Raw genomic sequence first — 23,220 nt, forward strand, 5'->3', positions numbered from 1 at the left:
AGCCAGTAAAATACTGATCCATACATTTGCGATAATATGTCGATGACAAGAGGGACAATAATAAGGCTCATATTTTTTAAATTGAAAAGGATTAATCACTTTTCGTTTGCAACAGGGGCAGGTTCTTTTAAATCTGTTTTTGATTTCTATAGAAGGTATCTGCATTTATTTTATTTCACAGTTCTTTTTATATTTGATGAATATTTTATATGCAGTTTAATCATGATTAACAAGTAAATTTCAAGAAAAAATTTGGAGAAAAATAAGATAGAAAAAGCCTCTGGATGAATAGAGGCTTGTGTAGCTCTATAAACCTTGCAGTTTTAAGCGGTTGGCATGCTGGCGATAAACATCGACTGGGTCTGGAGCAAAGACATTTCTTAACCCGAGTAACTGGTTCACTTCATCCAGGTGGTTCCAGTTGTAGTTATCCCGAATGGTTTTACCGAATTTGGCACTACAGCGGGAGACCAGACCATCATTTTCCTTGCCGCCATCAATGAGTAGGGCTGTAACTTTGAGTGCTGAATCAGGATCGAGCGGGTTGGTGACTTGGCCTACACCTGTGAATGAATAGTTGTAGATACCTTTTTGTTGATATGCACCTTCACCACAGGTGGTAGTCGGCATACCCAGCGGATATTTCTGGTTGAATTGCGCAGATCCTGCCAGGGTCAGGCTGCGACCACCATCCAGAGAATCATGCGGGAAACTGTTCGGATCCAGACCTTGTGCCCAGGTGATGGCCTTAGACACCAGGTTAATGCCACTGACTAAAGGCCCTTGTATCGGTGTGCCTTCTGCTTGTAGGATCAGGTCTGCAACCGGGGAACCCTTATGCGGAGCACCGACGGAAGTCAGGGAAGCAACTATTCCATTCCCTGCACCTGCGACATAACGAATGGTCGGGCCGCCATGGGAATGACCGATCAGATTGACTTTCTTTGCACCGGTAATGGCCAGAATTTCATTTACTTGCTCTAAAAGTTGCTCACCACGAATTTCCGATGAGTTAAAAGGCGAGACACGTGTTGCCCAAACATTGCCGCCATTACGCGCCAGATCCGGTAAAATCTGATACCAGTAATCCAGTCCAAACTGGTCAGTACCGATCCGGATAAAGCCTGCCATACCATGTGCAAAGACAATCGGATATTGGGTCTTGGCATATTGTGAACTGGCTTTTGCTGTAACCTGACTGGCTTGGGTGGATGCCTGGGTGCTGAGACATGTACCTGCCAGCAGTAGGCCGGTGATTAATATTCCGAATTTCATTATATTTTCCTCACTTTTGTTGTTTTAACGGGATGATCCTCATCCGGTTGCCTAAAGTTCCCCTCTGTAGCAGAGACTCAGTTTCCTAAGTTTTTTTAATTAATAGAGATGATCTATTCATAAAGATGAGTGATTTATAAGCCTTGCAGTTTGAGCCGGTTGGCATGTTGGCGATACAGTGCGACTGGATCGGGTGCAAACAAACCCTTCAGACCAAACATCATGTTGGCCAGGTCAGTATGATTGAGTTTGTACTGGTCATGAATGACCTTGCCCATGAACGCACTACAGCGTGACACCATGCCATCATTGTCTTTACTGCCATAAGATAAGGGGCCGAGCTGCATCAGAATCGTATCAATATCCAGGGCATTGGTGGCTTGGGCTACACCTGTCCATGAATAATAATGGATTCCTTTACTGTCTTTCTGCTTTAAATTTTTATTGCAGTTTTCTGTGGAGGCCAATACACCATCTTTGACCACCTGCTGCGCCACGGTGGCATTAAAAGTATTTGAGCCGGTCTGGGTCAGGGATTTCATGGAAGCATCAAAATCAATTTCCAGTTCAGGTTTAAACTGGCCCAGTGCAATCAATGGACCAATAATATAATCACCTAAAATATTAAAGGCGGTACGGGTCAGGCGATTATTCTGAATATCATCTGCCACTTTGGAGCCATGGTAGGTTCCTGCAACGCCAGTGATAGACGCAATATACTGCGGCTGGGTCGCTGCAACATACAGCACTGTTGGTCCGCCATGGGAATGGCCAATCAAGTTCAGTTTTTGCTTGCCGGTAATTGCCAGAACCTCTTCAACCTGATGGATCAGTTGTTCCCCGCGATGCATCGTAGTATTTGCCGGCGATAATTGTGCCGCAAACACGGTTGAGCCATTACGTGCCATATCTGGCAGAATCTGATACCAGTAATCCAGCCCGATACTATCGGTGCCAATACGTGACCAGCCTAACCAGCCATGCACCATCAGGATCGGATATTTGGTCTTGGCATAGTCGGATCTGCTCTTTTCGGTGACTTGTGTTGCACTCGCTGCGGCCTGAGTCTGTGCAGAAAAGCTTAATCCCAGCGTTGTTATTAAAGCTACAGTCATAAACTGTGCTGTCTTACTAAAAGTACGCATAACTGTCCCTTTTAAATTTTATCGTTATTCAAGCAATCATTGCTTTGTATAAAGTGCTGCAAGCCACAAAATCAGAGGATGAAAATACAGTTCCGACCTTCAGTGGCTGAGCAAATTTTCTTTTTTAAAAGGGGTATTTTTTCATTTCAAAGCGTTTAAACCATGTCATTTCAGGACATGCAGGACAGGAGGTTTTTAAATTGTAAGCATATGTTTTATTTACACATGTATTTAAATTACAAGTGGCTGAAATACAAAAAGCTCGTGCGGGTTATTTTGTGTAAATAAGAAATATTTAGAAACAACTCTTAGGAGTTGTTTTTAGCACAACAATTAAGTCTTAAATATTGAGGTCATAAAAAAGCCATCAACAGGTGATGGCTTTTGGATTTAATCCGCGAAGGGTAACTTGGCCCCCTGATCATGGACCTGTTCAAAGGTTTCTGCCCGTAGCTGTTCTTGCGGTGTATTGAAATGCTTGCTACGCAGCTGGGCAATGGCTTGCTTTTTTGCTGTATCGGACATGCCGGACTGAGTAATCTGATCGCGTTCATCTAAATAGCCCGTCACCCGGTTTTTCCAGTCGCTGCGTTGTACATCCAGTTGCTCTAGTCGTTGTGTTGCTTCAGGGCCGACCAGATTTATCCGCATCTGCCGGATTTCATCGCTGGAACCGCCACGAGCCTTAATATTAGAGGTTAGTTTGCGCAGATCTTCCAGTTTATTCAGTTGTTCCAGATTTTCCTGCCAGTCCTGTGGGAGCTGTTGAAACAGTGCTTTGAGCTTTTGGGCTTTTTCAGTCTCAGTCAAGCTTTTGTCTGCCAATACGCTCATCCGGTCCAGGGTATATTCATGATAGGCATCTTCTGTGCCAAACAAGCCTTCAATTTCATACTTGGAAAAGTACTGCTGGCGCAAATTCTGGGTACTGTTATAGATGCTACGATAATAGGCAGGATCTTCCTGATTCAGCCCAGTCGGTGCAGTGAGCTGGCCCAAACCCTGACGATACTGGATATAACGATCCCATAAATCCAGAATTTGCGAGAGTGCTGGTTCTTTATGATTCTGGCGAATATAGGCTTTAAAATCCTGCTGGATCTGCTGCAGATTTTTTTCGCCAAACTGAGTAATAAAATATTCAAAACAGTTGCGGGTCTGTTCATTCACGATCAGACGGTTGCTGGCATCTAACTGCATCTGACAATTAATTTCGGTATCTTGCTGGCTGGCACTGGGGAAGGCTGCATTGGCAGGGCCATTGACCAAGAGTGCGGTTTGCTCTGCCTGAGTTTCAGTAAAAGGTGTTTTTGTCCCGGTATCCGCCTGGTTATTTTCTTTTGGAGACAGCCATAAGATCAGCGTGAGAATGCACAGCACCAGCAACGCCAGAATGATCCATATTTTATATTTCTGCATATCCTATGCACCTATTTTCTCGTTGTTTCATTATTTTTAGATGTTCAAGCTTTTAGATATTAAAGCCGGCTCAATATGCCATAAAAATCATTAGAGACTATAGAAAAGTTGTAAATCATCTCGCAGGGTTTTACCATGGCGCCAATTTATAAAATGTCTGATTTTTTGCCATGAAAGCATCATCTCCTAAAATTCAGCGTCGTCATCTTAGTGGTGTCTTCCTGCTTAATAAGCCTTTGGGTATCAGCTCTAATGCCGCATTGCAAAGAGTCCGCTGGTTGTACCGTGCACAAAAAGCCGGCCATACCGGTGCGCTGGATCCGCTGGCATCCGGTTTATTGCCCGTGTGTTTGGGGGAGGCGACCAAGTTTTCGCATTATTTATTAGATTCGGTCAAGCGTTATCAGACGACCGTATTTTTGGGGCATAGTACCACCACGGGCGATGTCGAAGGTGAGGTGCTTCTGGAAAAAGCGGTTCCTGAACTCTCGGAAGCCTTGATTCAGGACACATTGGCACAGTTTATCGGGGATATCCAGCAAGTGCCGCCGATGTATTCTGCCTTGAAAAAAGAAGGCCGTCCTTTATACGAACTGGCGCGCAAAGGTATCGAGATTGAACGTGAAGCGCGTCCAATTACGATTTTAGCGATTGAGTTTTTGTCCTTTACGGAGAACAGTATCACGCTGGATATTACCTGTTCTAAAGGCACTTATATCCGGGTTTTAGGTGAAGATATTGCCAAAGCGCTGGGAACTTATGGCCATCTGACTTATCTGCACCGCATCAAAACCGGCCATTTTGATTTGATTCCAAGTTATACCATTGAATATCTGGAAAGCCTGAGCGAAGCAGAGCGTGATGAACTGTTATTGCCGGCCTATGCACCGGTTGATCATTTTCCAAAAGTGCAGGTACCCGAAAGTCGTGCAGAATATTTTAGCCGCGGCATGGAAAGCAATATCGAACATGAAGCAGCTGAACAGGTGCTGGTTTTTGATGGTGAGAAATGTCTGGGGCTGGCAGAAATCACCGACAAAAAACGTCTGGTGCCCAAACGCGTCCTGAACCTCTAATCGAGTCAATATATGGAAATTGAGATCATCATCAGTCTGGTTGTCTTTGCATTTTTTGCAGGGGCGATTGATGCTGCCGTAGGCGGTGGTGGTCTGATCCAGATTCCGGCAATTATGGGGAGTTTACCGCATCTACAGCCTGCTACGGTCTTTGGTACCAATAAATTCGCTTCCATTTGTGGCACCGCTTCTGCGGCATTTTCCTATCTGTGTCAGGTGAAACGGCCTTGGCTGCTCTTGGGCGTGATTGCACTGTGTAGTTTTGTCAGCTCTTTTATTGGTGCAGCCAGCGTTACGCTAATTCCAGTCGAGATTCTTAAGCCTTTTGTGCTGGTCATGTTGATCGTGATCGCCATCTATCTTTAGTGTGAAAGAGGACTCCACCCAACATTAGGGTGGAGGTGAATTTCACGACTTTTTTTTGGTGTTTTTTTAGTGCAATATGATAGAATAATTTACATTAAGTTTCTGTATCTAAATAGATTTAAGGCGAAATGAAGATCAACAAAGCGTACAAATTTAGGCTTGAGCCTAATGCGGAACAAGAGCTTGTTTTAAACAAGTTGCTTGGCTCTGCACGTTTTGTTTGGAATCAAATTTTAGCTGTATCATTTGAGATGCTTGCTAAAAATGAGCGAATCAACAAAGTTAATTTAGTCAATAAAATTCCTGAATTACGCAAAAAACCTGAATGTGCTTTTTTAGAAAAAAGCTCTAATGGTGTTTCACTCCAACAAAAAGTCCGTGATCTTGGTGATGCTTGGGCTAAATTTTTTGATAAAAAAGAACAAGCTAAGTTAAAGCAAAAACCATTTAAGCCTAAAAAACCAAGATTCTTTAAGTTGACCGATGGCAGTGAAATTCAGCTTAGACCACTCATGCCACGATTTAAAAAGAAATCTGATGGTTATGATTCAATTCGCATTGTTCAATTTGGCAGATATTGTTGGGTTAAAGGTAATCAGGTTAAGTTGCCTAATGACATTGGCGTTGTGAAATTCAGAAAATCACAAGAGATTCTTGGTGAAATCAAGAATGTCACAATCTCAAAGCATGTTGGAAAGTGGTATATCTCTTTCGGTGTTGAAAGCACAATAGATGCACCGATTCACCCATCCAAATCAGCCATTGGTGTTGATCTAGGTGTTAAAAAATTAATTACAACATCTAGTGGTCAAGTATTCGACCCGATCAATAGTTTCAAGGCCAATCAAGTAAAGTTGGCTAGGCTTCAGCGCAAGCTGAGAAAGAAAAACAAGTTCAGTCAAAATTGGAAAAAGCTGAATCTCAAGATCAATACATTACACCATCATATTGCCAATATTCGGCATGACTACTTGCACAAAGTCACCACAACGCTCAGCAAAAACCACGCAATGATCGTAGTTGAGGACTTAAAAGTAGCCAATATGTTGAAGTCAGCGAAAGGCTCAATCGAGAAAAAAGGAAAGAATGTGAAAGCCAAGTCCGGCTTAAATAAATCAATTCTTGATCAAGGTTGGTCAATGCTTGTTAATATGTTGGTGTACAAACAGCAATGGCGAGGTGGTTTACTCGGTAAAGTTGACCCTAGATATACAAGTCAAACTTGTAGCTCATGCGGTCATGTAGCGAAAGAGAATAGACAAACTCAATCTAAATTTGAGTGTGTTGAATGTGGTTTTAGCGAGAATGCGGATATTAACGCTTCTCGCAACATTTTAGCGGCAGGACATGCCGTTTTGTCTGTGGAGGGTCGATGCGGTAAAGGTCGCCCTGTGAAGCAGAAAGCAAGTGAAATCCGTGAGGAAGTCACCTAAGAGCTTTTGCTTTTAGAATCCCCCCACTTGAGGTAAAATGAAAGTGAGGGGAGTATGTCAAACCTTGATGAAAAAACAGTTCGGCCAGGTGCATACCGAACAAAAACTGAATCGGAAAATGCTGATTCTGGCCGCTTTGGGCAGTCTGGCGATAGGCTTTTATGATGGTATCTTTGGTCCGGGCACCGGTAGTTTCTTTATTTTCTTTTTTATTCGCTATTTGAGCGTCGACTTCCTGCATGCATCGGCCTTATCGAAAATTGCCAATTTCACTACCAACCTGGCCGCCTTAAGCTTTTTTATTCCTAGTGGCAATGTGCTGTTTATGGTCGGGACAATGATGGCGGTAGCCAATATTTGTGGTTCCTTGGTCGGGGTGCGTTTGGCATTTAAATATGGCAGTGGCTTTATCCGGATTTTATTCCTGATTCTGGTCAGTCTGCTGATTTGCCGGATGGCATACCAGATGTTTTTTTAGATATAAACCCGATGTAAATCATTCTCGATATTAAAGTTTCTTAACAAATCACTTTATAAACTGTGTCTGAACCTGTTCTGAAAATCTTCTAGAATCAATGATATTAAAAATAAAACAATCGGAGAAATATCGGAATGACGACTATTTTTGAAGCATTAAGAGAGAGTCATGAGATTCAGCGTGATCTTGCAGAAAAACTATTACAGACTTCCGGGGATACAGCAGAACGCCGCGAGCTGTTCAAGCAACTCAAAAATGAATTATTTGCCCATGAGGCTGCGGAAGACCGTTATTTTTATATCCCCTTGATGATGACCGATTCAGGCCTGAATATTACCCGCCATGCCTTGGCCGAACATCATGAAATGGACGAAATGATTGAGGAATTAACTGCAACTGAATTGAGTAATCCGGGCTGGATTGCCATGGCCAAAAAACTTTCCGAAAAGGTGCATCATCACTTAAAAGAAGAGGAACATGGTTTCTTTCAGCAAGCTGGTAAAATTCTGGGAGAAGAGCAAAAGACCGCTTTAGCAGTGCAGTACAAGAATGAATACCAGCATTATAAAGACATGAAAAAAGATATGCTGGTACAAAGCTAAGCTTTAAATTCAAGTCGAATAAATAAAAAAAGATGGCTGTAGTGCCATCTTTTTTATGCCAATTTACCTACCTTCTATATTTTGCTTTCAAAGCAAGTAAAAACACAGAATGGATAGGATATTTAATTAGTTATTCAAATTCCAATAAGCCTTTTAGGCATTCTTTTCTGCCGATCCTTGACGGGCGGCACGTACGGTCACACCGACAGAGGCCAGCATGATACAGACTAATGCTACCGTCTGAAGATACGTAATTTTCTCCCCCAATAGCATAAAACCGGTCAGTGCTGCCAAAGCTGGTGACAGGCTGGAGAGGGTGCCATAGCTGGTCTTGTTTAAATGCTGCAAAGCTTTTAAGTCCAGCGCATAGGGAATCGCTGTGGCCAGAACCGCAATGACAACGGCTTTACCCCAATGTTGCGTATCAATCAATGCGGGCGCATTGTTATAGAGCCCAATCGGAAGCAGACACAGGGCTGAAATGCTAATCGCAATAGTCAGTGCATGCATACCGATATTTTGCTGAACCACACGTTGCCCAAAGAAAATATACAGTGCCCAGCATAAACCCGCACCTAAAGCACAGGCGGCGCCGAGCAGGTCGAAATTACTACTATTGGCCTGTCCCCATGGCACCATCAGTACAATACCCAGAATTGCCAGCATTACCCAGACATAATCTTTGCGGTTTTGAATCGAAATAAGAGCCAGGCCGATCGGACCAATAAATTCCAGCCCTACCGCAATCCCTTGGGGGAGTTTGCACAGCGACATGTAGAACAGGATATTCATTACGCCTAAAGCGGCGCTATAGCAGAGTAAATCCCGCCATTTCAAAAAAGGCAAACGCTGAATGATTTTCCAGGAACGAAACATCACGCCGACAATGATCGCTGCAAAACAGAGTCTTAAAATGGTCACTGTGATAGGGTCAAGGACCAGAAAAAGTTGCTTGGCGAAGGATGCACTGATCTGGTACGACATCATGGATAAAACCATGTACAACACAGCAAGGAGTTGGGCGTTTGGCATGGGAGTTACTTACACCAGAAAGGTGTAATCAGGACATGGAAGAAAGCGGGATTATAGCAAAACGGTTAATTTTTAATGAGTAGGGGTGGAAATAATTTTAAATTTAAAGTTACTTTTAAAAAGAGAAAATTTTGATCTTAGAAGAGTATTAGACTGAATTTATCGACTTTGAGTAGGCTTTTCCAGCTAATATTTTTTTAAATTCAAAGTGAGTAGTATTTCTTATAACGAATTTTAAATTTAAAAGTGCTCAACTGTATTTTTTCTTCTTTGACTGGTCACCGTACAACCTACCGAAGCACTGATAATCGTGGCCAATGCCAGCCACTGTGTCCACAACAAGGTTTCACCCAGAAACAATAAGCCTGAGAGTGCTGCAATGGCGGGTTCCAGACTCATCAAGGTACCGAAACTTAAAGCAGTTAAATTGCGTAGAGCTATCATTTCTAGAGTGAAAGGCAGTGCACTGGCTAACACAGCCAAAGCTACAAAATACAACAAACTCATCGGTTCAAAAGTATGTGCCGGCATGCCTGCAAAGAGCGCAATCGGCATCAAAACCAGCATGCCGACAAACATGCCTAGGCAGACAGTATGATTGCCAGAAACGCCTGAAGGTCTTTGGCCGGCAACCATATATAAAGCCCAGCAGGCACCGGCACCCAAGGCGAATGCAATCCCGATTGGATCAAGTGGCTGGGCAGCTTGATCAAAAGGGAACAGCAGAACCAGCCCTAAAATCGCCAGTCCGACCCAGACAAAGTCAAATTTTTGCCGTGCATAAAACAGGGCGACACTTAAGGGGCCAATGAATTCAAAAGAGACAGCAATCCCCAGTGCCAGGCGATTAATCGACAGGTAAAACAAGAGGTTCATGCCGGCCAGAGCAAGGCCGTAACTGATAATGGCTGGCCACTTGATCTGTCTGAAATGGATTTGCCAAATTTTAAAAATCAGTGCCAAAATCACAGCGCCTAACAGCAGACGCATGGCTGAAACGGTCAGGATGGGAAACTGACCGAACAGATATTTGGCAAAGGAGCCACTGCTTTGCATACTGATCATGGCGATCAACAGAATCAGCGGCGCTTGCACCATTGGTGCAATTTTAAAATTCAGCATGACTAAATAGGTTTCGATTTCTCGAATAGCGGAAGAGCAGCATAAGCTGAAAAAGGTATTAAAAATACAAACCTTAAAAACAAAAAACCACAGCCCGAGAGCTGTGGTTTTTTTGAAATCTTGAATTAGAACAATACGCGTGCGCGGATTGTACCTTCAACATTAGAAAGCATATCAAGTGCTTCATGAGATGCAGCAGCATCGACATCCATCACTAGGTAACCGACATCACCTTTAGTCATCAGTGACTGACCAGAGATGTTGATGCCTTGTTCAGCAAACAGGTTGTTGATTTTAGACAACACGCCCGGAATATTTTGGTGGATGTGCAGTAAACGGTGTTTGCCTTCAGTCAACGGCAATGCGATTTCTGGGAAGTTCACCGCAGATAAAGTCATACCTTTGTCAGAATAAGCCACGAATTTCTCAGCTACTTCTAGACCGATGTTTGCTTGTGCTTCCATGGTAGAACCGCCCACGTGTGGAGTCAGGATCACATTTGGCAGGTTACGTAGTGGAGAAACAAATTCTTCACCGTTCGCTTTAGGCTCTTTCGGGAATACATCTACCGCAGCACCAGCAATATGACCAGATTTGATCGCATCTGCCAGATCTTCGATCACGACACAGGTACCACGTGCCGCGTTAATGAAGATCGAACCTTCTTTCATTTGTGCGAACTGATCTTTGGCCATGAAGTTACGTGTAGACGGAACATCAGGAACGTGTAGAGAAACCACATCGGCATTTGCCAAAAGTTCGCCCAAGCTACCGACTTGACGTGCATTACCTAAAGGCAATTTAGTCACTGTATCGAAATAGATCACTTTCATACCCATGCTTTCAGCAAGTACAGAAAGTTGTGAACCAATTGAACCGTAACCTACGATACCTAAAGTTTTACCACGTGTTTCGAACGAACCAACTGCAGATTTGTTCCAGCCGCCTGTGTGTGTATCTGCTGATTTTTCAGGTACACGGCGAAGGAGAAGAATTGCTTCAGCAAGTACAAGTTCAGCGACTGAACGCGTATTTGAGTAAGGTGCGTTAAAGACTGGAATACCGCGACACATTGCAGCGTCCAGGTTCACCTGGTTGGTACCAATACAGAAACAACCGACAGCAATCAGTTTGTTCGCAGCTTCAAAGACTTCTTCAGTCAATTGAGTACGGGAACGAATACCGATGAAGTGAGCATCTTTAATCGCTTCTTTCAACGCTTCACCCTCAAGGGCAGTCTTACGATAATCGATGTTGGTATATCCAGCAGCATTTAGAGTGTCGATTGCATTCTGGTGAACGCCTTCTAACAACAAGAAACGGATTTTATCTTTAGGTAGAGATAGATGTTGGCTCATTACGGCTCCGCTACAAAGGCCAAATTTAGTCGCGGTATAATAGCACAGGAAAAGCGCACTTATACATTTCCTTAATGACGCTCACATCAGCTATTCTGGCAAGATATATTGATAATAATGATCATGGTGTTTGATTTAAATCTGCATTTTCAAAGGTATATTATCAAAATTGTCATTTTTCGCGGGAAACACCAAAAAATAGCTTATAATATTGCGCCATGCTTTTAAAGCAGCGTGATCCGGTGCTTTACTAACCATGTTTCGCCTGATTTGTATCCATGTTTTTATGCATAAAAAATGTGCAAATGAACCAGCGAAGTCTCTCTTGTTTAAATCATGCTAGGTCTGCAAACGATGAATGCTCCAGTCGCTTTAACCCCTGAGTTATTGACCCAATTGACTGCAATTGTGGGTGAAAACCGTATTAAAACCGATACGGACAGCCTCCAGAATTGGGGTCGCGATCATACGAAGCACTTTGATCCAAACCCGTCAGTCGTCGTTTTTCCGTCGTCAACTGAGCAAGTTCAAGACATCGTAAAACTGGCGAACCAATTTAATGTTGCAGTGACTCCATCGGGTGGTCGTACCGGTCTTTCTGCAGGTGCAGTCGCAGCCAATGGCGAGATCGTGGTCAGCATGGACAAGATGAACCAGATTCTGGAGTTTTTCCCGGCAGATCGTATGGTGCGCGTACAGGCAGGTGTGGTGACTGAACAGTTACAGAACTATGCTGAAGAGCAGGGCATGTATTACCCAGTTGACTTTGCTTCGGCAGGTTCATCGCAAATTGGCGGTAACATCGGCACCAATGCTGGCGGCATCAAAGTGATTAAATACGGCATGACCCGTAACTGGGTACTTGGCCTGACCGTTGTGACGGGTAAGGGCGATGTATTGCGTCTGAACAAAGGTATGATCAAGAATGCAACCGGTTATGCGCTACAACATTTATTTATTGGTGGTGAAGGCACGCTGGGTCTGGTGACGGAAGCAGAAATCAAGCTTGAACGTCAACCGCAAGACCTGCAAGTGATGGTACTGGGTGTACCTGACTTTGATGCGATCATGCCGTTATTGCATGCCTTCCAGGCGAAAATTGACCTGACTGCATTTGAGTTCTTTGGTGAACTGGCGATGCAGAAAGTCTTGGCCCATGGTCACGTGCAACGTCCATTTGAAACTGAATGCCCATTCTATGTATTGCTTGAGTTTGAAGCGCCGTTTGAGCCGATTATGGACAAGGCGATGGAAATCTTCGAGCATTGCATGGAACAAGGTTGGGTACTGGACGGCGTAATGAGCCAAAGCCTGGATCAGGTAGAAAGTTTATGGCGTTTACGTGAAGATATTTCTGAATCTATCGCGCCATTTATTCCATATAAAAATGACATCTCAGTTCTGATCACGCACGTTCCTGCATTCATTAAAGAAATTGATGCGATTGTTTCAACGAATTACCCAGACTTTGAAATCTGCTGGTTCGGTCATATCGGTGACGGTAACCTGCATTTGAATATCCTGAAACCTGACAACTTAAGCAAAGACGAATTCTTTGCCAAATGTCAGGTGGTGAACAAGTATGTCTTTGATACCGTGAAAAAATATGACGGTTCAATTTCTGCGGAACATGGTGTGGGCATGACCAAGAAGCCATATCTTGAATATTCGCGTTCGGCGGAAGAAATTGAATATATGAAAGCCCTGAAAAAAGTGTTCGATCCAAATGGCATCATGAACCCGGGTAAACTTTTCGATCTTTAATCGGTCGGAATTGAAAAAAGCGCATCGAAAGGTGCGCTTTTTTATTGCTGTGTAAATACAGTTACAGAGTCTAAATGGTTTTGTAGTAAGAAGCTCGGCATGATGGGTTGGAATAAGAATGACGATAAAGGGTTAAATAATATGTTCCGGATATTGGCAGTCGCAACTCTCGCTTTTGGTATATTGGGTTCAGGCTGTGCAACTGCTCAACAGGTCATTGCAAAGGTACAGTCGTCTTCGGATACGCCTTTGGAACAGGTTTTACAATTAAGACCGGATTTACGCAAGGAACTGGCAACGGTTGAATTACGGCAGTTCTTTGACAAGGTAGAGTCGCCCACGATTGGACAGGTCAAAGTCACTGAAACCGGTTTAATGGATGATTCGGTACGTTCGGTACAGACCATTTATTATTTTAAACGGGAAGATAACAGCTGGATGCTGGAAAACACCGAGAAGTTGTATCGTTGTGCAAGAAGTTCAAATACCAAGACTTTCCAGAAAGCGGTCTGTCCATAATAGTGTTTGATCTTTAGGCAGTTTTTGGTTAAAAGCGTATCTAAGGATGCGCTTTTTTGTTTTGGGAAGGGTGAGTTAATGGACTCAAATATATTAGCCGCTACAATTGGCGTAATTGGAGGATTTTTAGCTTCACTCTTATTATTCTATCTAAATAGGTTTTATACCAACTACGATAAAAGAAAATCAGAAAAAATCCTACGAGAAAAATTATTGTATCGTGAGAAAGATAGTGAACTAGAGGCAGATCAAAATTTTATTTTTTCTTTACCTAATTTGAAAAGAGAAGTGTATTTAAACTGTCATATCAATTGGGATAGCGGAATCACTCTTAATATGATGAAAGGTAATGAAGACTTAATCTGGTTTTTAAGATTCTGTTGGCTAAGCTTAGTAAGATTTTTTCCTCAAGATCATTTTTCAACAGAAGGACATGTTAATTATATTGATCAATTTATCATGGATAGGGCTAACTATCATTCCTCTAGATTAGACTGTAGTGACCAATTAAAAAGTGGGAGTATTTCAAAAATAACGCTAGGATATTCAATAGCAAAAGATATTGATCAACTAATTATAGACTTGGTAGAACAAATTCTTCATTTTGAAAATGTTAGAAAAGAAAAATGGTTTCAAGAGTGGAATTCAGTAGAGTCTATTTGATTTTTATAAATTATTAGAATATAGATGAATAATGTATCCTCCCTTGATTTGTAATGATTATAAGTACTTTTCATTTCACGGCTTTTCAATAATTTTTATGAATTAGATAATTTGGTTTCAAGTCGCTAAAAGCAAAAAAAAATAATATTTTGATTAGGTCATTAAAAAAGAGAACGGACTTAAAAACAGGACTCTGCTAAAATTTCTTCTTTCTATTTTAGACAAAGTTCAGTCTGTTAAAACGGGCAGACTGACAATAAAAACTCCCATGCAAAAAATCCAAACCCAAAAACTGACCCGTGCCACACTCATGTTCCCGCTGGCACTGGTCCTATTTGAATTCTCAGTCTATATCTGTAATGACCTGATTCAACCGGCCATGCTGGCGATTACCCGTGATTTTGGCGTGAGTAGTTCATGGGCACCATCCTCCATGTCCTTTTTCCTGTTGGGCGGGGCATTTGTCGCAGCGATCTTGGGGCCATTGTCCGATCGTCTCGGACGTAAAACGGTACTGCTCGGCGGTGTGGCATTTTTTACCCTCAGTTGTCTGGCCATTTTATTGACACCCAATATCGAAAGTTTCTTATTCCTGCGCTTTTTACAGGGCTTTGGCCTGTCCTTTATTACTGCTGTAGGTTATGCCGCCATTCAGGAAAGCTTTGAAGAACGTGATGCCATCAAAGTCATGGCACTGATGGCCAATGTGTCTTTGCTGGCACCCTTGCTAGGACCAGTGCTGGGTGCCTTTATGATTGATCATATCTCCTGGCATTGGGGTTTTATCGGCATTGCATTTCTGTCATTTCTGAGCTGGTTCGGCCTAAAAGCCAAAATGCCAAATCTGAAAGTCAGTATTCCCAGACAGCCGGTCAGCTATATTCTGGATGACTTTAAACAGGTTGTAAAAAATAAGCGCTTTGTGATTATGACTGTAGCCTTGCCTTTGGTGAGTCTGCCTTTGATGTTATGGATTGCATTGTCACCAGTGATTCTGGTCGAGCAATTTGGATTCAGTAGTGTGCAATATGGTCTGGCGCAGTTTCCGGTCTTGGGCGGTCTGATTGCAGGTAATCTGATTCTGCTGAAAATTATCGATAAAATACCGCTGGGCAAAACCGTATTATTGGGTCTGCCATTGATGCTGTTAGGTGCAGGTTTATTGATGTTGGGCTTATTGATTCCAGAGTATTTTGTCCATTGCCTGATTATCGGTACCACCTGTATCAGTCTCGGTGAGGGTGTAAGTTTTTCGGTACTGTACCGTTTTGCACTGATGTCTTCTGAAGTGTCCAAAGGCACGGTGGCCGCGACGGTTTCTATTATCCTGATGCTCAGCTTTTTTGTGGTAATTGAAGCAGTAAGGATGGCGTATGAAGCCTACGATATCTGGGCCTACTGTGCTGCCTCTTTGATTCTGATTGCACTCTGGTTTACTTTGCCGCGCATGCAGCTCAAACAGTTAATGCTGGAAAGACAGGAGCGTGGGGAGTTTTGATTCCTTATCGAGGGAACTTATAAATTATTGAAATCATATGTTCAGTATTGAATTTCCCTCTCCTTTTAGGCATAGGTATCTACACATCTATGAGATACCTAATGCCATTGTGGCTATCTCATTGAGTTCATCTATTGAATATTCCGAGAGCAGTTGAAGAGTGTTCAGTAAAATCGAAAGCCCTGCCAATAAGGCAGGTGCACTTTCCAACCTACCTCTTTTCTGCTGCCGACCTGAAAGACGGGTGAGAAATACACGAATTTTCTGATGGTGTTCATCTTCAGAACGCTGGATTCGCCAAGTTAAAACACAAGCCATACAGCTAATCAGTAACCGCCTTAAAATGGCTTCAGGTCTGGTCTGAAGCCATGCTTCAATATCATGACCTGCCTGCTTGAGCAGCTTGAAATAGCATTCAATTGTCCAGCGCCAGTAATACCAGGTCGTCATCTCTACCGTAGTAATCTCTGATGGAACATTGCTGATTAGTGACCATCTTGCGACGGTCTTATCCTGATCATCTTTCACTACGGCAACAATTAATCTGGCTTCAATCGCACTCCCTGGCTGGGGAGCAACCCGTTGGCCTGAATCGTCATTTCTCTTCGGTTTTGCTGCACGTGTTATCCGGATAGCAGTTTCTCCCACATGCAACATATGCCGGTTTCCTTTATAGGCAATCGGCTGGACCTGCTGCGTTTCTACTCGTTCTGCGGCTTCTGCAACTTTGCATGTTTTGCCCTGATGCTCAATTCGATGGCCTTCTTTCGCCCGAATCAGCCATTTAAAACCCTGGCTGCTCATTTCCCTTAGGTGGGCAATGGAGTCACCTTCACGATCAATGATATGAACACATGTTTTCTCAATGGGATATTGTTCAATCACTTTGATTTGTTCGGTAAGTGAATCTAGATGAGATTTGCGCCCAGCAGAGTGTTGACTGAATGTGGAATAGCAGCCTGAGGCATCTGATAGTGTCTGCGCCAGTGGCGCAATAGGTAGTCCCGAGGCTGCATCAACCAGCAGACTGCTTTGCAATTCATAGCCTGAATCATATTGATGGGTTCTTTGCAGGCGCTGAATTTTATGATGGTGTTTCACATACTGTAGCTGAGACCAGTCATGAACAATCAATGCATATTGATGCGGTGATGCCTTGATCTGTTCACATGCAAGATGTTCAATTGGCTGGTTTAACTGACTAAAAGAGATTTTGTCATTATTCAGGAATCGCCAGACCGCTTGTGTGGTTGCGAAACTCGACTTTTGGGCAGAAGCCAGGTCTTTGATTGCCGGAGCAAGTGAAGCAAGAGGGTTCATATTGAGCTTTACAAGGCTGTTATAGCGCTTGACAAGACGCTGATCCAGGCCAGAGATGTTAAATTGAAGAGCATGCTCTTCAATTTAACGCAAAGTTCAGGAATTGTGTAGATACCTATGCCTTTTAGGAGAGGGCTAGGGTGAGGTTAAGTATTTAATAAGTTCCCTCTCTCTAACTCTCTCCCAAAGGGAGAGAAAATTTTCTTTTGACTGATCTAATTATATTAGGATTCTACAATTAAGCTTCAGCGGGCTGTTCCAGCTTCTTTAATTTCATATCAAACAGGAATGGACCGAAAGGCAGAATCGAAGCGATTAAACCCATCACAAACATGCTGAGAGACCATTTCTGTTTTTCACATACTGCGAATAACACCACCAGAAACAGCACAAACAGTACCCCATGACCCATACCGACATATTTGACCAGAATCGGATTATCCATCATATATTTCACTGGCATCGCGATAAATAACAGCAGCAGGAATGAAATCCCTTCAAGCAAACCGACCAGACGCAAAGTTTTGATGTTCATAATACATATTGATTTAACCGAATTGGTTTTGAGTGTACCGAATATCACCTGAATATTGAATCTTAATAATAAAAATATATTCAATATTTTTAATAAGTTATAACCAATTAAGGCAGTTGGTTATTTAATCTCGGCACCTAGTAATTCATGACGTAATTTTAGTAATTCCGGTAAGGTTTCCAGCAATAAACTAATCTGTTTCAGCACCAAAAACAGATGTGCTGACTGGTTTTTCTGGATACTTAAGCATTGAATTTCTGCCAGTTTATGATCGATGTCGTAGGTATCTAAAGGCTGTTGTTGCAGCAATACCCCAGTTAAGGTCTGCTGACACCAGCGCATTAAATCCAGAATTTGTGCATCGGTAACCTGCTCACGGTGACTCCCCAATGCTGCAATATAACTGAGTTGGCTATGACTATAGACCAGATAGCGAAAGGCACTTTTAACCAGTTGCGGATCTGGATTCGGTTCGGTGCTCAGGCTTGAAATCATGCTGGATAAATCAATCTGTGCATTGTGGGCCAGACGTCGTGCAGTTCGGTAAGCAATACTGTTATCTTTACCGTTTTGATATTGCTCGACCACTGCAGCAAAATAGTCCAGCGTAGCAAGCGATGATTTTTTAATATTGCTGGAAATATTACGAAAATTCCAGTCAGGCCAGATCCAGCTTACTGCCATCCAGGCAATCAGACAGCCCAACAGGGTATCAATAATACGTGGCAAAATGATCGCATAACCGGCACCTTTCAGGTTAAAAATCAGGAGTACCATCAAGGTCGCCATGAGGGTGGCCATGGCATATTTTTTGGAACGTAGATAGAAGAAACCGACACCAAAAATTACTGTCAGGAGTAACTGACCTTCGACACTTGGCACAAAATACAGAATGGGAACACCTAGCATGACCCCCAATAATGTTCCCAGAGTCCGCAATTTGAGCCGGCTTTTGGTGGCAAAATAACTGATCTGACAGACAAACAGGCTGGTCAGTAAAATCCAGTAGCCATTTTTCGCAAAGGGTAATAATGAAATGGCATAGCCGACTAGAAATACAATGGCAATCCGCACCGCATGCCGAAAGAGTGCCGATTGCGGACTTAAGTGCGGTTTGAGTTTCAGCCAGAGATCTGTACTATCGCGAATATCATCATCAAACAGACTCAGGTCATCAAAATGCTGCTGATAGCGTGGCTTATACAGTGCCTGTTGATCATGCAGGTGTTGTAACTGCTCATGTACACTCAGCAGATTGGCCAGAATAAGCTGTAAATTTTTAACTTCAATATTCTGTGGATGTTGGGTAATCCAGTCCTGCATCGATTTCTGTAAATGTTTTAATGCCAATTCATCATCTGTAGACAGATAAAATTTTTCATTGCGCAGCACACAGGCTGCCAGATGCTGACAGGCAAGGGCTTGCAGGCGGATATTTTTTTGAATCCGGAAAATCAGGTCAGTGCGGCTAAAATGCTGTTCGATCTGTTCATAATGCAGATAATTCGCGGTGGCCTGTTCATGAATATCCTGCATCAGAAAATACAGATTCAGCCAGTAAATGGTATTACGATTGGCACGCGAAGCTTTGAGTCGGGTCAAGAGCGAATCTTTGCTACGGTTAAAACTCTGAATGACTAACGTATTTTTAAGTGACAACTCATAGAGCAGGTTTTCAACATTCGGGTGCTGGTCCGGATCAAACAGTTTGGCTTTACTCAGCAGTAAATCCGACATGTGCTGCAAGCTTTGTGCGAGATTTTCCTGAACCTGCAAGGTAGGACGCAGCAGAAAAAATAGAATAGACGTCAGGCCGTACCATAGCGCCCCAATGACAAAATAAAGTGGCTGTTCATACCAGTGCTGATATTCGCCCAGGCCGAACATGGTATAGATTGACAGTAAAATGGTGCCAAATGAAATTGTGGCATAACGCTGGCCTAAGGCACCCATTAGAATAAACAGCGCACTCGACAGGGATAGCCACAGTGCAAACCAGAATTTATGTGGAGCAAGAAATTCCAGAATGCTGCTGACACTAAAAAACAGAATGATGACCAGTAACAGGTTGCGCAAACGCAGGCTTAGCCGGTCATCAAAATCAGTCAGTGCCGTGGCAATTGCCCCTAAAGTTACTGGAACGATCAAGAACTCATAACCCAGAAATTTCAGACCGAAAGTGGTACCTAAAAACACTAGCAAGATTTGCAGGCAATAAGTCATCAGCGCACTGGACTGAAAGGGCAGCAGGACAGGTTTTATAATTTTAACAAAAGTAGCAGTCGCAGGTCGGGCAGCATTCACAAGGACAGGATCCGGGAAGTAAAAACGCAAAGTTCTGAATGCAATTTAGACGCCAAAATAAAGGAAATGTCTATAAAAAACGGGCATAGTGCCCGTTTTTCTATTGAGTCATTGGCATGAAGGTGTTTAGATCACACCACAGGCAATACGTTCACCGCCGCCGCCCAATGGTAATGGGTTGTCAGAATAGTTATCGCCACCGGCATGGACCATAATCGCACGACCCTGAACATCAGCCAGTTTCAGACGTGGCGCAAGCAGGGTAACACGTGCAGTTCCATCTGTATTGACTTTCAATGCGGGTAAATCACCTAAGTGACCTGTCACTGGTGTACCGTGATGCGGTGCCTGATTTGGATTGTAATGGCTACCTGCAGCCAGTGCTGTGCCCATCTTGCCGTCTTTCATGGCAGGCGCGCATGAACCATTTTCATGAATATGGAAACCGCGTTCACCTGCAGGAAGTTGTTTCAGGTTGGTACGAATAACCAGACCGGCTGGGCTGTCACTGAGTAATACGGTCCCAATCTCTTGGCCCACACCTTGAGCATTTACAGCATTCACAGTCACTGCTCTGACCACTTCATTTGATGGGGAGGTTGATGCACAACCGGTAAAAAGTGCGGCGCTTAACGCGCAAAGTGTCGTAATTTTAAACAATGAAGACATGATTTTGGCATCCTGATCTTTATTCTGTTTTGTGAATTCATTTAAACAGAGCAAGATCAGAAGCTCTATATAGAATCAGTACTTAAATGTTTTGTTTTGTTTAAGTCGATTCTATCTATGCTTTAAGGTGCCTTGGGCGGTGTGCCCTTGGGTTCTGGATCAATCTCATGTGCCATGGTGGCTTTAGGCATCATTAAAGGTTCATTCAGATTACTTTCATGTAACCATTCACGCCAGATTGCAAGCAGCACAGCCAGAATCACCGGGCCAATAAACACCCCGACCAGACCAAAGCTGGCAATACCACCCAAGACTCCAAACATGATCAGCAGGAAAGGAATCTGGGTTGCGCCAGAAATCACCAATGGGCGAATCACGTTATCGGCAGTACTGACAATACAGACACCCCAGACCATGACCCCAATGGCTTCAATGGTTTGTCCTTGTGAAAACAGCCATAGCGCCACCGCACTATAGGCGAGGGGTGGACCAAAGGGAATCAGGGCAAAAATAAAGGTCACAATGGTTAAAACCATCGGATTCGGAACACCTGCAACAAAATAGCTCAGACCTGCCAACAAGGACTGTGCAATCGCAGTCAAACCAACCCCATAGACCACGGCACGTGTAGTTGCAGAGATGGTGGAAAAATAATGATGTACACGTGGGCCGACCACCATTTCAAAGGCTTTACGCACCTGATTTAAAATGGTCTGACCATCACGGTAGAAGAAAAATAGCGAAAGTACCGCAAAACACAATTTAAAGATGTTTTTGCTGACTTCATTCAACACCACTTTGCCATAATTCAGATGACCTTGAATCCAGGTCGATACCGACAGTGCAATACTCTGTGGATCAGTATTGATTTCATTTAAGGTTCGGGTAATTTCCTTGCCCACAATCGGAAGCCCGCGAATAAAATCAGGGACATTCAGGTGACCGGAAAACACTTGTCGCTGCAATTCAAAATACAGGTTACGACCTTCGTGCTGCAGCATGAAAATGGCGAAAATAAACGGCAGACCAAAGACCAGAATCACGGCCAAGATCATTACGGTTGCACTCAATGTCGGTCGATTGCCGCACAAGCGTAACACCGACTGATACAGCGGCCAAGTCATATAGGCAATAATTGCTGCCCAAACTACAGGAATGATGAAATACTTGAGTATATGAAAACTCAAAAAAATCAGGATAAAGAACAATCCAAATAATAAGACTTTTTGTAATGTAGGCGCGTACTGTTGCACTGAATTTAATGACTCATTTTTTAGGTCGTGTTCAGGCATATTAACTGAAAAAAAAGCGATCGAAAATGATAGCTAGCCAAGTAGCGAGATTATTTTCCCAAAGCTATACCACGATTCAGAGGATTGACTCAAAACCACTGACTCGGATCATCAATAATGGCATTCAGTACCGGTTGCCATTGAGCCTGCAGTTCCCGGTAGATTTTCTGAGGTTTATCAAAGACTGAAAGGCCTTCCATAGCCAGTCGGCTATAAGGGGCACGTTCCGAAATCCAGGCCACTGGCTGCTGGTCGATCTTGTCAAAAAACTGCTGTATGTCCTGATTGCTGGCTGCATTTGCTTTGGTGCGATTGGCCAAAAGTAAAATTTCAACCTTGCCCTTACGGATGCGTTTGATGTCCTGCAAATGTTTGAGAAAACGGCGGGTCGAATCGATATCAAAAAAAGAAGGCTGGATCGGGATGATAATCGCATGTGCTTCACTGATCAGCTGTTCGGCATGATCATCGGTCAAAGCACCAGGTGCATCAATAATCAGGTATTCGATCTGTTTCGGCGCATCACCAATGGACTTGCTATTGCGCCAGTCCAGACTTTGGATCTGTGCTGCCTGTGCCGGACGATGCTTGAGCCATTGCAAAGTTGATTTCTGGTTGTCGGCATCGGCCAATGCCACCTTATAACCCTTTTGTGCGAGTGCTGACGCCAAACTAATAGCTGTCATGGTCTTACCACAACCGCCTTTCTGATTCGCAACTAAAATTGTTTTCATGACTCAAGGTGATTTTATTCTGTTCCGGCCTAGCATATCATTCTTTTCAAGTATGCAAATGGCCGAAGTCCTCAACTTCAGTCGAATGCGATGCTATAAAAATCAGGCAAATTAGGAAGATTGAATGTCCATATGGATGGCCATGCTGATTGGCACATGTATCGGGGTGGTATTGACCACTATTATTTTAAGTCAAACGCGTAATGGACGGATCAAGGCCGAATATGAGCAATATATTGCCGAGCTGGAACTGGAGCATCAGCAGTCCCTCATTGCCGCGCAAAAACGCAGCGTGAATACCAGCCGTGCAGTCCTCAAAGGTAAAATGGCGGAACAGCTCGCGCCGATCATGCCGGAATTTCAATATCTGCCGAGTGATGCCAAGTTTCTGGGCGATCCGGTGGATTATGTGGTCTTTGATGGCTATACCGATTTTCGTGATGGCGAAGGCGAAGCTGAAGATATTGAAGTGGTTTTGATTGACATTAAAAGTGGTGGAGCACGTCTGACCAAAGGCCAGCAAGCCATTGCCCGAGCGATTCAGGAAGGGCGGGTACGTTTTGAAACCATTCGGATTGATTTTCAGGATTGACCAAAATCCAATGAAGAATAAAAA

General features: G+C 43.3%; 20 protein-coding genes and 2 pseudogenes. 10 read left to right on the forward strand and 12 right to left on the reverse strand.

The genetic code is table 11. From position 1 onward, the window contains the following. Positions 1-306 precede the first annotated feature (306 nt). From ACO1B7_RS08780 to ACO1B7_RS08790, 3 genes are all read right to left on the reverse strand, one after another. Positions 307-1,275, reverse strand: a complete 969-nt coding sequence (locus ACO1B7_RS08780) for an esterase/lipase family protein (RefSeq protein WP_423090075.1) — start codon at positions 1,273-1,275, stop codon at positions 307-309. Positions 1,276-1,409: 134 nt separating this feature from the next. After that, entirely contained in the window at positions 1,410-2,420 is a 1,011-nt protein-coding gene (locus ACO1B7_RS08785) for an esterase/lipase family protein (protein WP_423090076.1), read from the reverse strand. Positions 2,421-2,810: 390 nt separating this feature from the next. After that, positions 2,811-3,839: a lipase secretion chaperone gene (locus ACO1B7_RS08790; protein ID WP_423090077.1), complete on the reverse strand. Its 1,029-nt coding sequence runs from the start codon at positions 3,837-3,839 to the stop codon at positions 2,811-2,813. Positions 3,840-4,009: 170 nt separating this feature from the next. Between ACO1B7_RS08790 and truB the strand changes: the two genes are divergently transcribed. The 5 genes and pseudogenes from truB (at position 4,010) to ACO1B7_RS08815 (ending at position 7,794) form a co-directional block, all read left to right on the forward strand. Beyond that, positions 4,010-4,915 (forward strand): tRNA pseudouridine(55) synthase TruB, encoded by a 906-nt coding sequence (truB, locus tag ACO1B7_RS08795; RefSeq protein WP_004732391.1) that lies wholly within the window; start codon positions 4,010-4,012, stop codon positions 4,913-4,915. A gap of 12 nt (positions 4,916-4,927) precedes the next feature. After that, a pseudogene (locus tag ACO1B7_RS08800) lies at positions 4,928-5,275 on the forward strand (TSUP family transporter); the annotation flags it as partial. Between the two features lie 134 nt (positions 5,276-5,409). After that, positions 5,410-6,714 (forward strand): RNA-guided endonuclease InsQ/TnpB family protein, encoded by a 1,305-nt coding sequence (locus ACO1B7_RS08805; RefSeq protein WP_423090078.1) that lies wholly within the window; start codon positions 5,410-5,412, stop codon positions 6,712-6,714. A 61-nt stretch (positions 6,715-6,775) separates the two neighbouring features. Beyond that, positions 6,776-7,192: pseudogene (locus ACO1B7_RS08810) on the forward strand (sulfite exporter TauE/SafE family protein); the annotation flags it as partial. Between the two features lie 134 nt (positions 7,193-7,326). Beyond that, positions 7,327-7,794, forward strand: a complete 468-nt coding sequence (locus ACO1B7_RS08815; protein ID WP_004732380.1) for a hemerythrin domain-containing protein — start codon at positions 7,327-7,329, stop codon at positions 7,792-7,794. Between the two features lie 153 nt (positions 7,795-7,947). On the opposite strand, the gene ACO1B7_RS08820 is transcribed toward ACO1B7_RS08815, so the two are convergent. From ACO1B7_RS08820 to serA, 3 genes are all read right to left on the reverse strand, one after another. Continuing rightward, positions 7,948-8,826 (reverse strand): EamA family transporter, encoded by an 879-nt coding sequence (locus ACO1B7_RS08820; protein ID WP_423090079.1) that lies wholly within the window; start codon positions 8,824-8,826, stop codon positions 7,948-7,950. Between the two features lie 240 nt (positions 8,827-9,066). After that, positions 9,067-9,948, reverse strand: a complete 882-nt coding sequence (locus ACO1B7_RS08825; protein ID WP_423090080.1) for an EamA family transporter — start codon at positions 9,946-9,948, stop codon at positions 9,067-9,069. Between the two features lie 125 nt (positions 9,949-10,073). Beyond that, entirely contained in the window at positions 10,074-11,306 is a 1,233-nt protein-coding gene (gene serA / locus ACO1B7_RS08830; protein WP_423090081.1) for a phosphoglycerate dehydrogenase, read from the reverse strand. A gap of 354 nt (positions 11,307-11,660) precedes the next feature. Here serA and ACO1B7_RS08835 point away from each other — a divergent pair, with 354 nt between their 5' ends. The 4 genes from ACO1B7_RS08835 to craA all read left to right on the forward strand — a co-directional run bounded on the left by ACO1B7_RS08835 (position 11,661) and on the right by craA (position 15,750). Beyond that, on the forward strand, positions 11,661-13,070 hold the full coding sequence (locus ACO1B7_RS08835; RefSeq protein WP_423090309.1) for an FAD-binding oxidoreductase: 1,410 nt from the start codon (positions 11,661-11,663) through the stop codon (positions 13,068-13,070). A gap of 141 nt (positions 13,071-13,211) precedes the next feature. After that, positions 13,212-13,589, forward strand: a complete 378-nt coding sequence (locus ACO1B7_RS08840) for a hypothetical protein (RefSeq protein ID WP_423090310.1) — start codon at positions 13,212-13,214, stop codon at positions 13,587-13,589. A gap of 78 nt (positions 13,590-13,667) precedes the next feature. Continuing rightward, on the forward strand, positions 13,668-14,252 hold the full coding sequence (locus ACO1B7_RS08845) for a hypothetical protein (RefSeq protein ID WP_114541843.1): 585 nt from the start codon (positions 13,668-13,670) through the stop codon (positions 14,250-14,252). Positions 14,253-14,520: 268 nt separating this feature from the next. Further along, the gene (gene craA / locus ACO1B7_RS08850; RefSeq protein ID WP_423090082.1) at positions 14,521-15,750 is read left to right on the forward strand and encodes a chloramphenicol efflux MFS transporter CraA; all 1,230 of its coding nucleotides are present in this window, start codon (positions 14,521-14,523) and stop codon (positions 15,748-15,750) included. A gap of 87 nt (positions 15,751-15,837) precedes the next feature. On the opposite strand, the gene ACO1B7_RS08855 is transcribed toward craA, so the two are convergent. The 6 genes from ACO1B7_RS08855 to ACO1B7_RS08880 all read right to left on the reverse strand — a co-directional run bounded on the left by ACO1B7_RS08855 (position 15,838) and on the right by ACO1B7_RS08880 (position 22,604). Further along, positions 15,838-17,070: a transposase gene (locus tag ACO1B7_RS08855; RefSeq protein WP_004730312.1), complete on the reverse strand. Its 1,233-nt coding sequence runs from the start codon at positions 17,068-17,070 to the stop codon at positions 15,838-15,840. 238 nt (positions 17,071-17,308) lie between these two features. Further along, complete coding sequence (locus ACO1B7_RS08860; protein ID WP_004645001.1) at positions 17,309-17,605, reverse strand: DUF3817 domain-containing protein; 297 nt, start codon at positions 17,603-17,605, stop codon at positions 17,309-17,311. Positions 17,606-17,725: 120 nt separating this feature from the next. Continuing rightward, a complete protein-coding gene (yccS, locus tag ACO1B7_RS08865) occupies positions 17,726-19,909 on the reverse strand; it encodes a YccS family putative transporter (protein WP_423090311.1) in 2,184 nt (727 codons plus the stop codon). Between the two features lie 126 nt (positions 19,910-20,035). Further along, positions 20,036-20,578: a superoxide dismutase [Cu-Zn] SodC gene (gene sodC / locus ACO1B7_RS08870; protein WP_423090083.1), complete on the reverse strand. Its 543-nt coding sequence runs from the start codon at positions 20,576-20,578 to the stop codon at positions 20,036-20,038. 122 nt (positions 20,579-20,700) lie between these two features. Continuing rightward, complete coding sequence (locus tag ACO1B7_RS08875) at positions 20,701-21,831, reverse strand: AI-2E family transporter (RefSeq protein ID WP_253100510.1); 1,131 nt, start codon at positions 21,829-21,831, stop codon at positions 20,701-20,703. A 128-nt stretch (positions 21,832-21,959) separates the two neighbouring features. Beyond that, positions 21,960-22,604, reverse strand: a complete 645-nt coding sequence (locus ACO1B7_RS08880; protein ID WP_004281566.1) for a ParA family protein — start codon at positions 22,602-22,604, stop codon at positions 21,960-21,962. 124 nt (positions 22,605-22,728) lie between these two features. Between ACO1B7_RS08880 and ACO1B7_RS08885 the strand changes: the two genes are divergently transcribed. Then, positions 22,729-23,196 (forward strand): Holliday junction resolvase-like protein, encoded by a 468-nt coding sequence (locus tag ACO1B7_RS08885; RefSeq protein ID WP_423090084.1) that lies wholly within the window; start codon positions 22,729-22,731, stop codon positions 23,194-23,196. Positions 23,197-23,220: the final 24 nt, after the last annotated feature.

It is taken from the genome of Acinetobacter lwoffii (assembly GCF_049367455.1).
Classification (GTDB): Bacteria; Pseudomonadota; Gammaproteobacteria; order Pseudomonadales; family Moraxellaceae; genus Acinetobacter; species Acinetobacter lwoffii_W.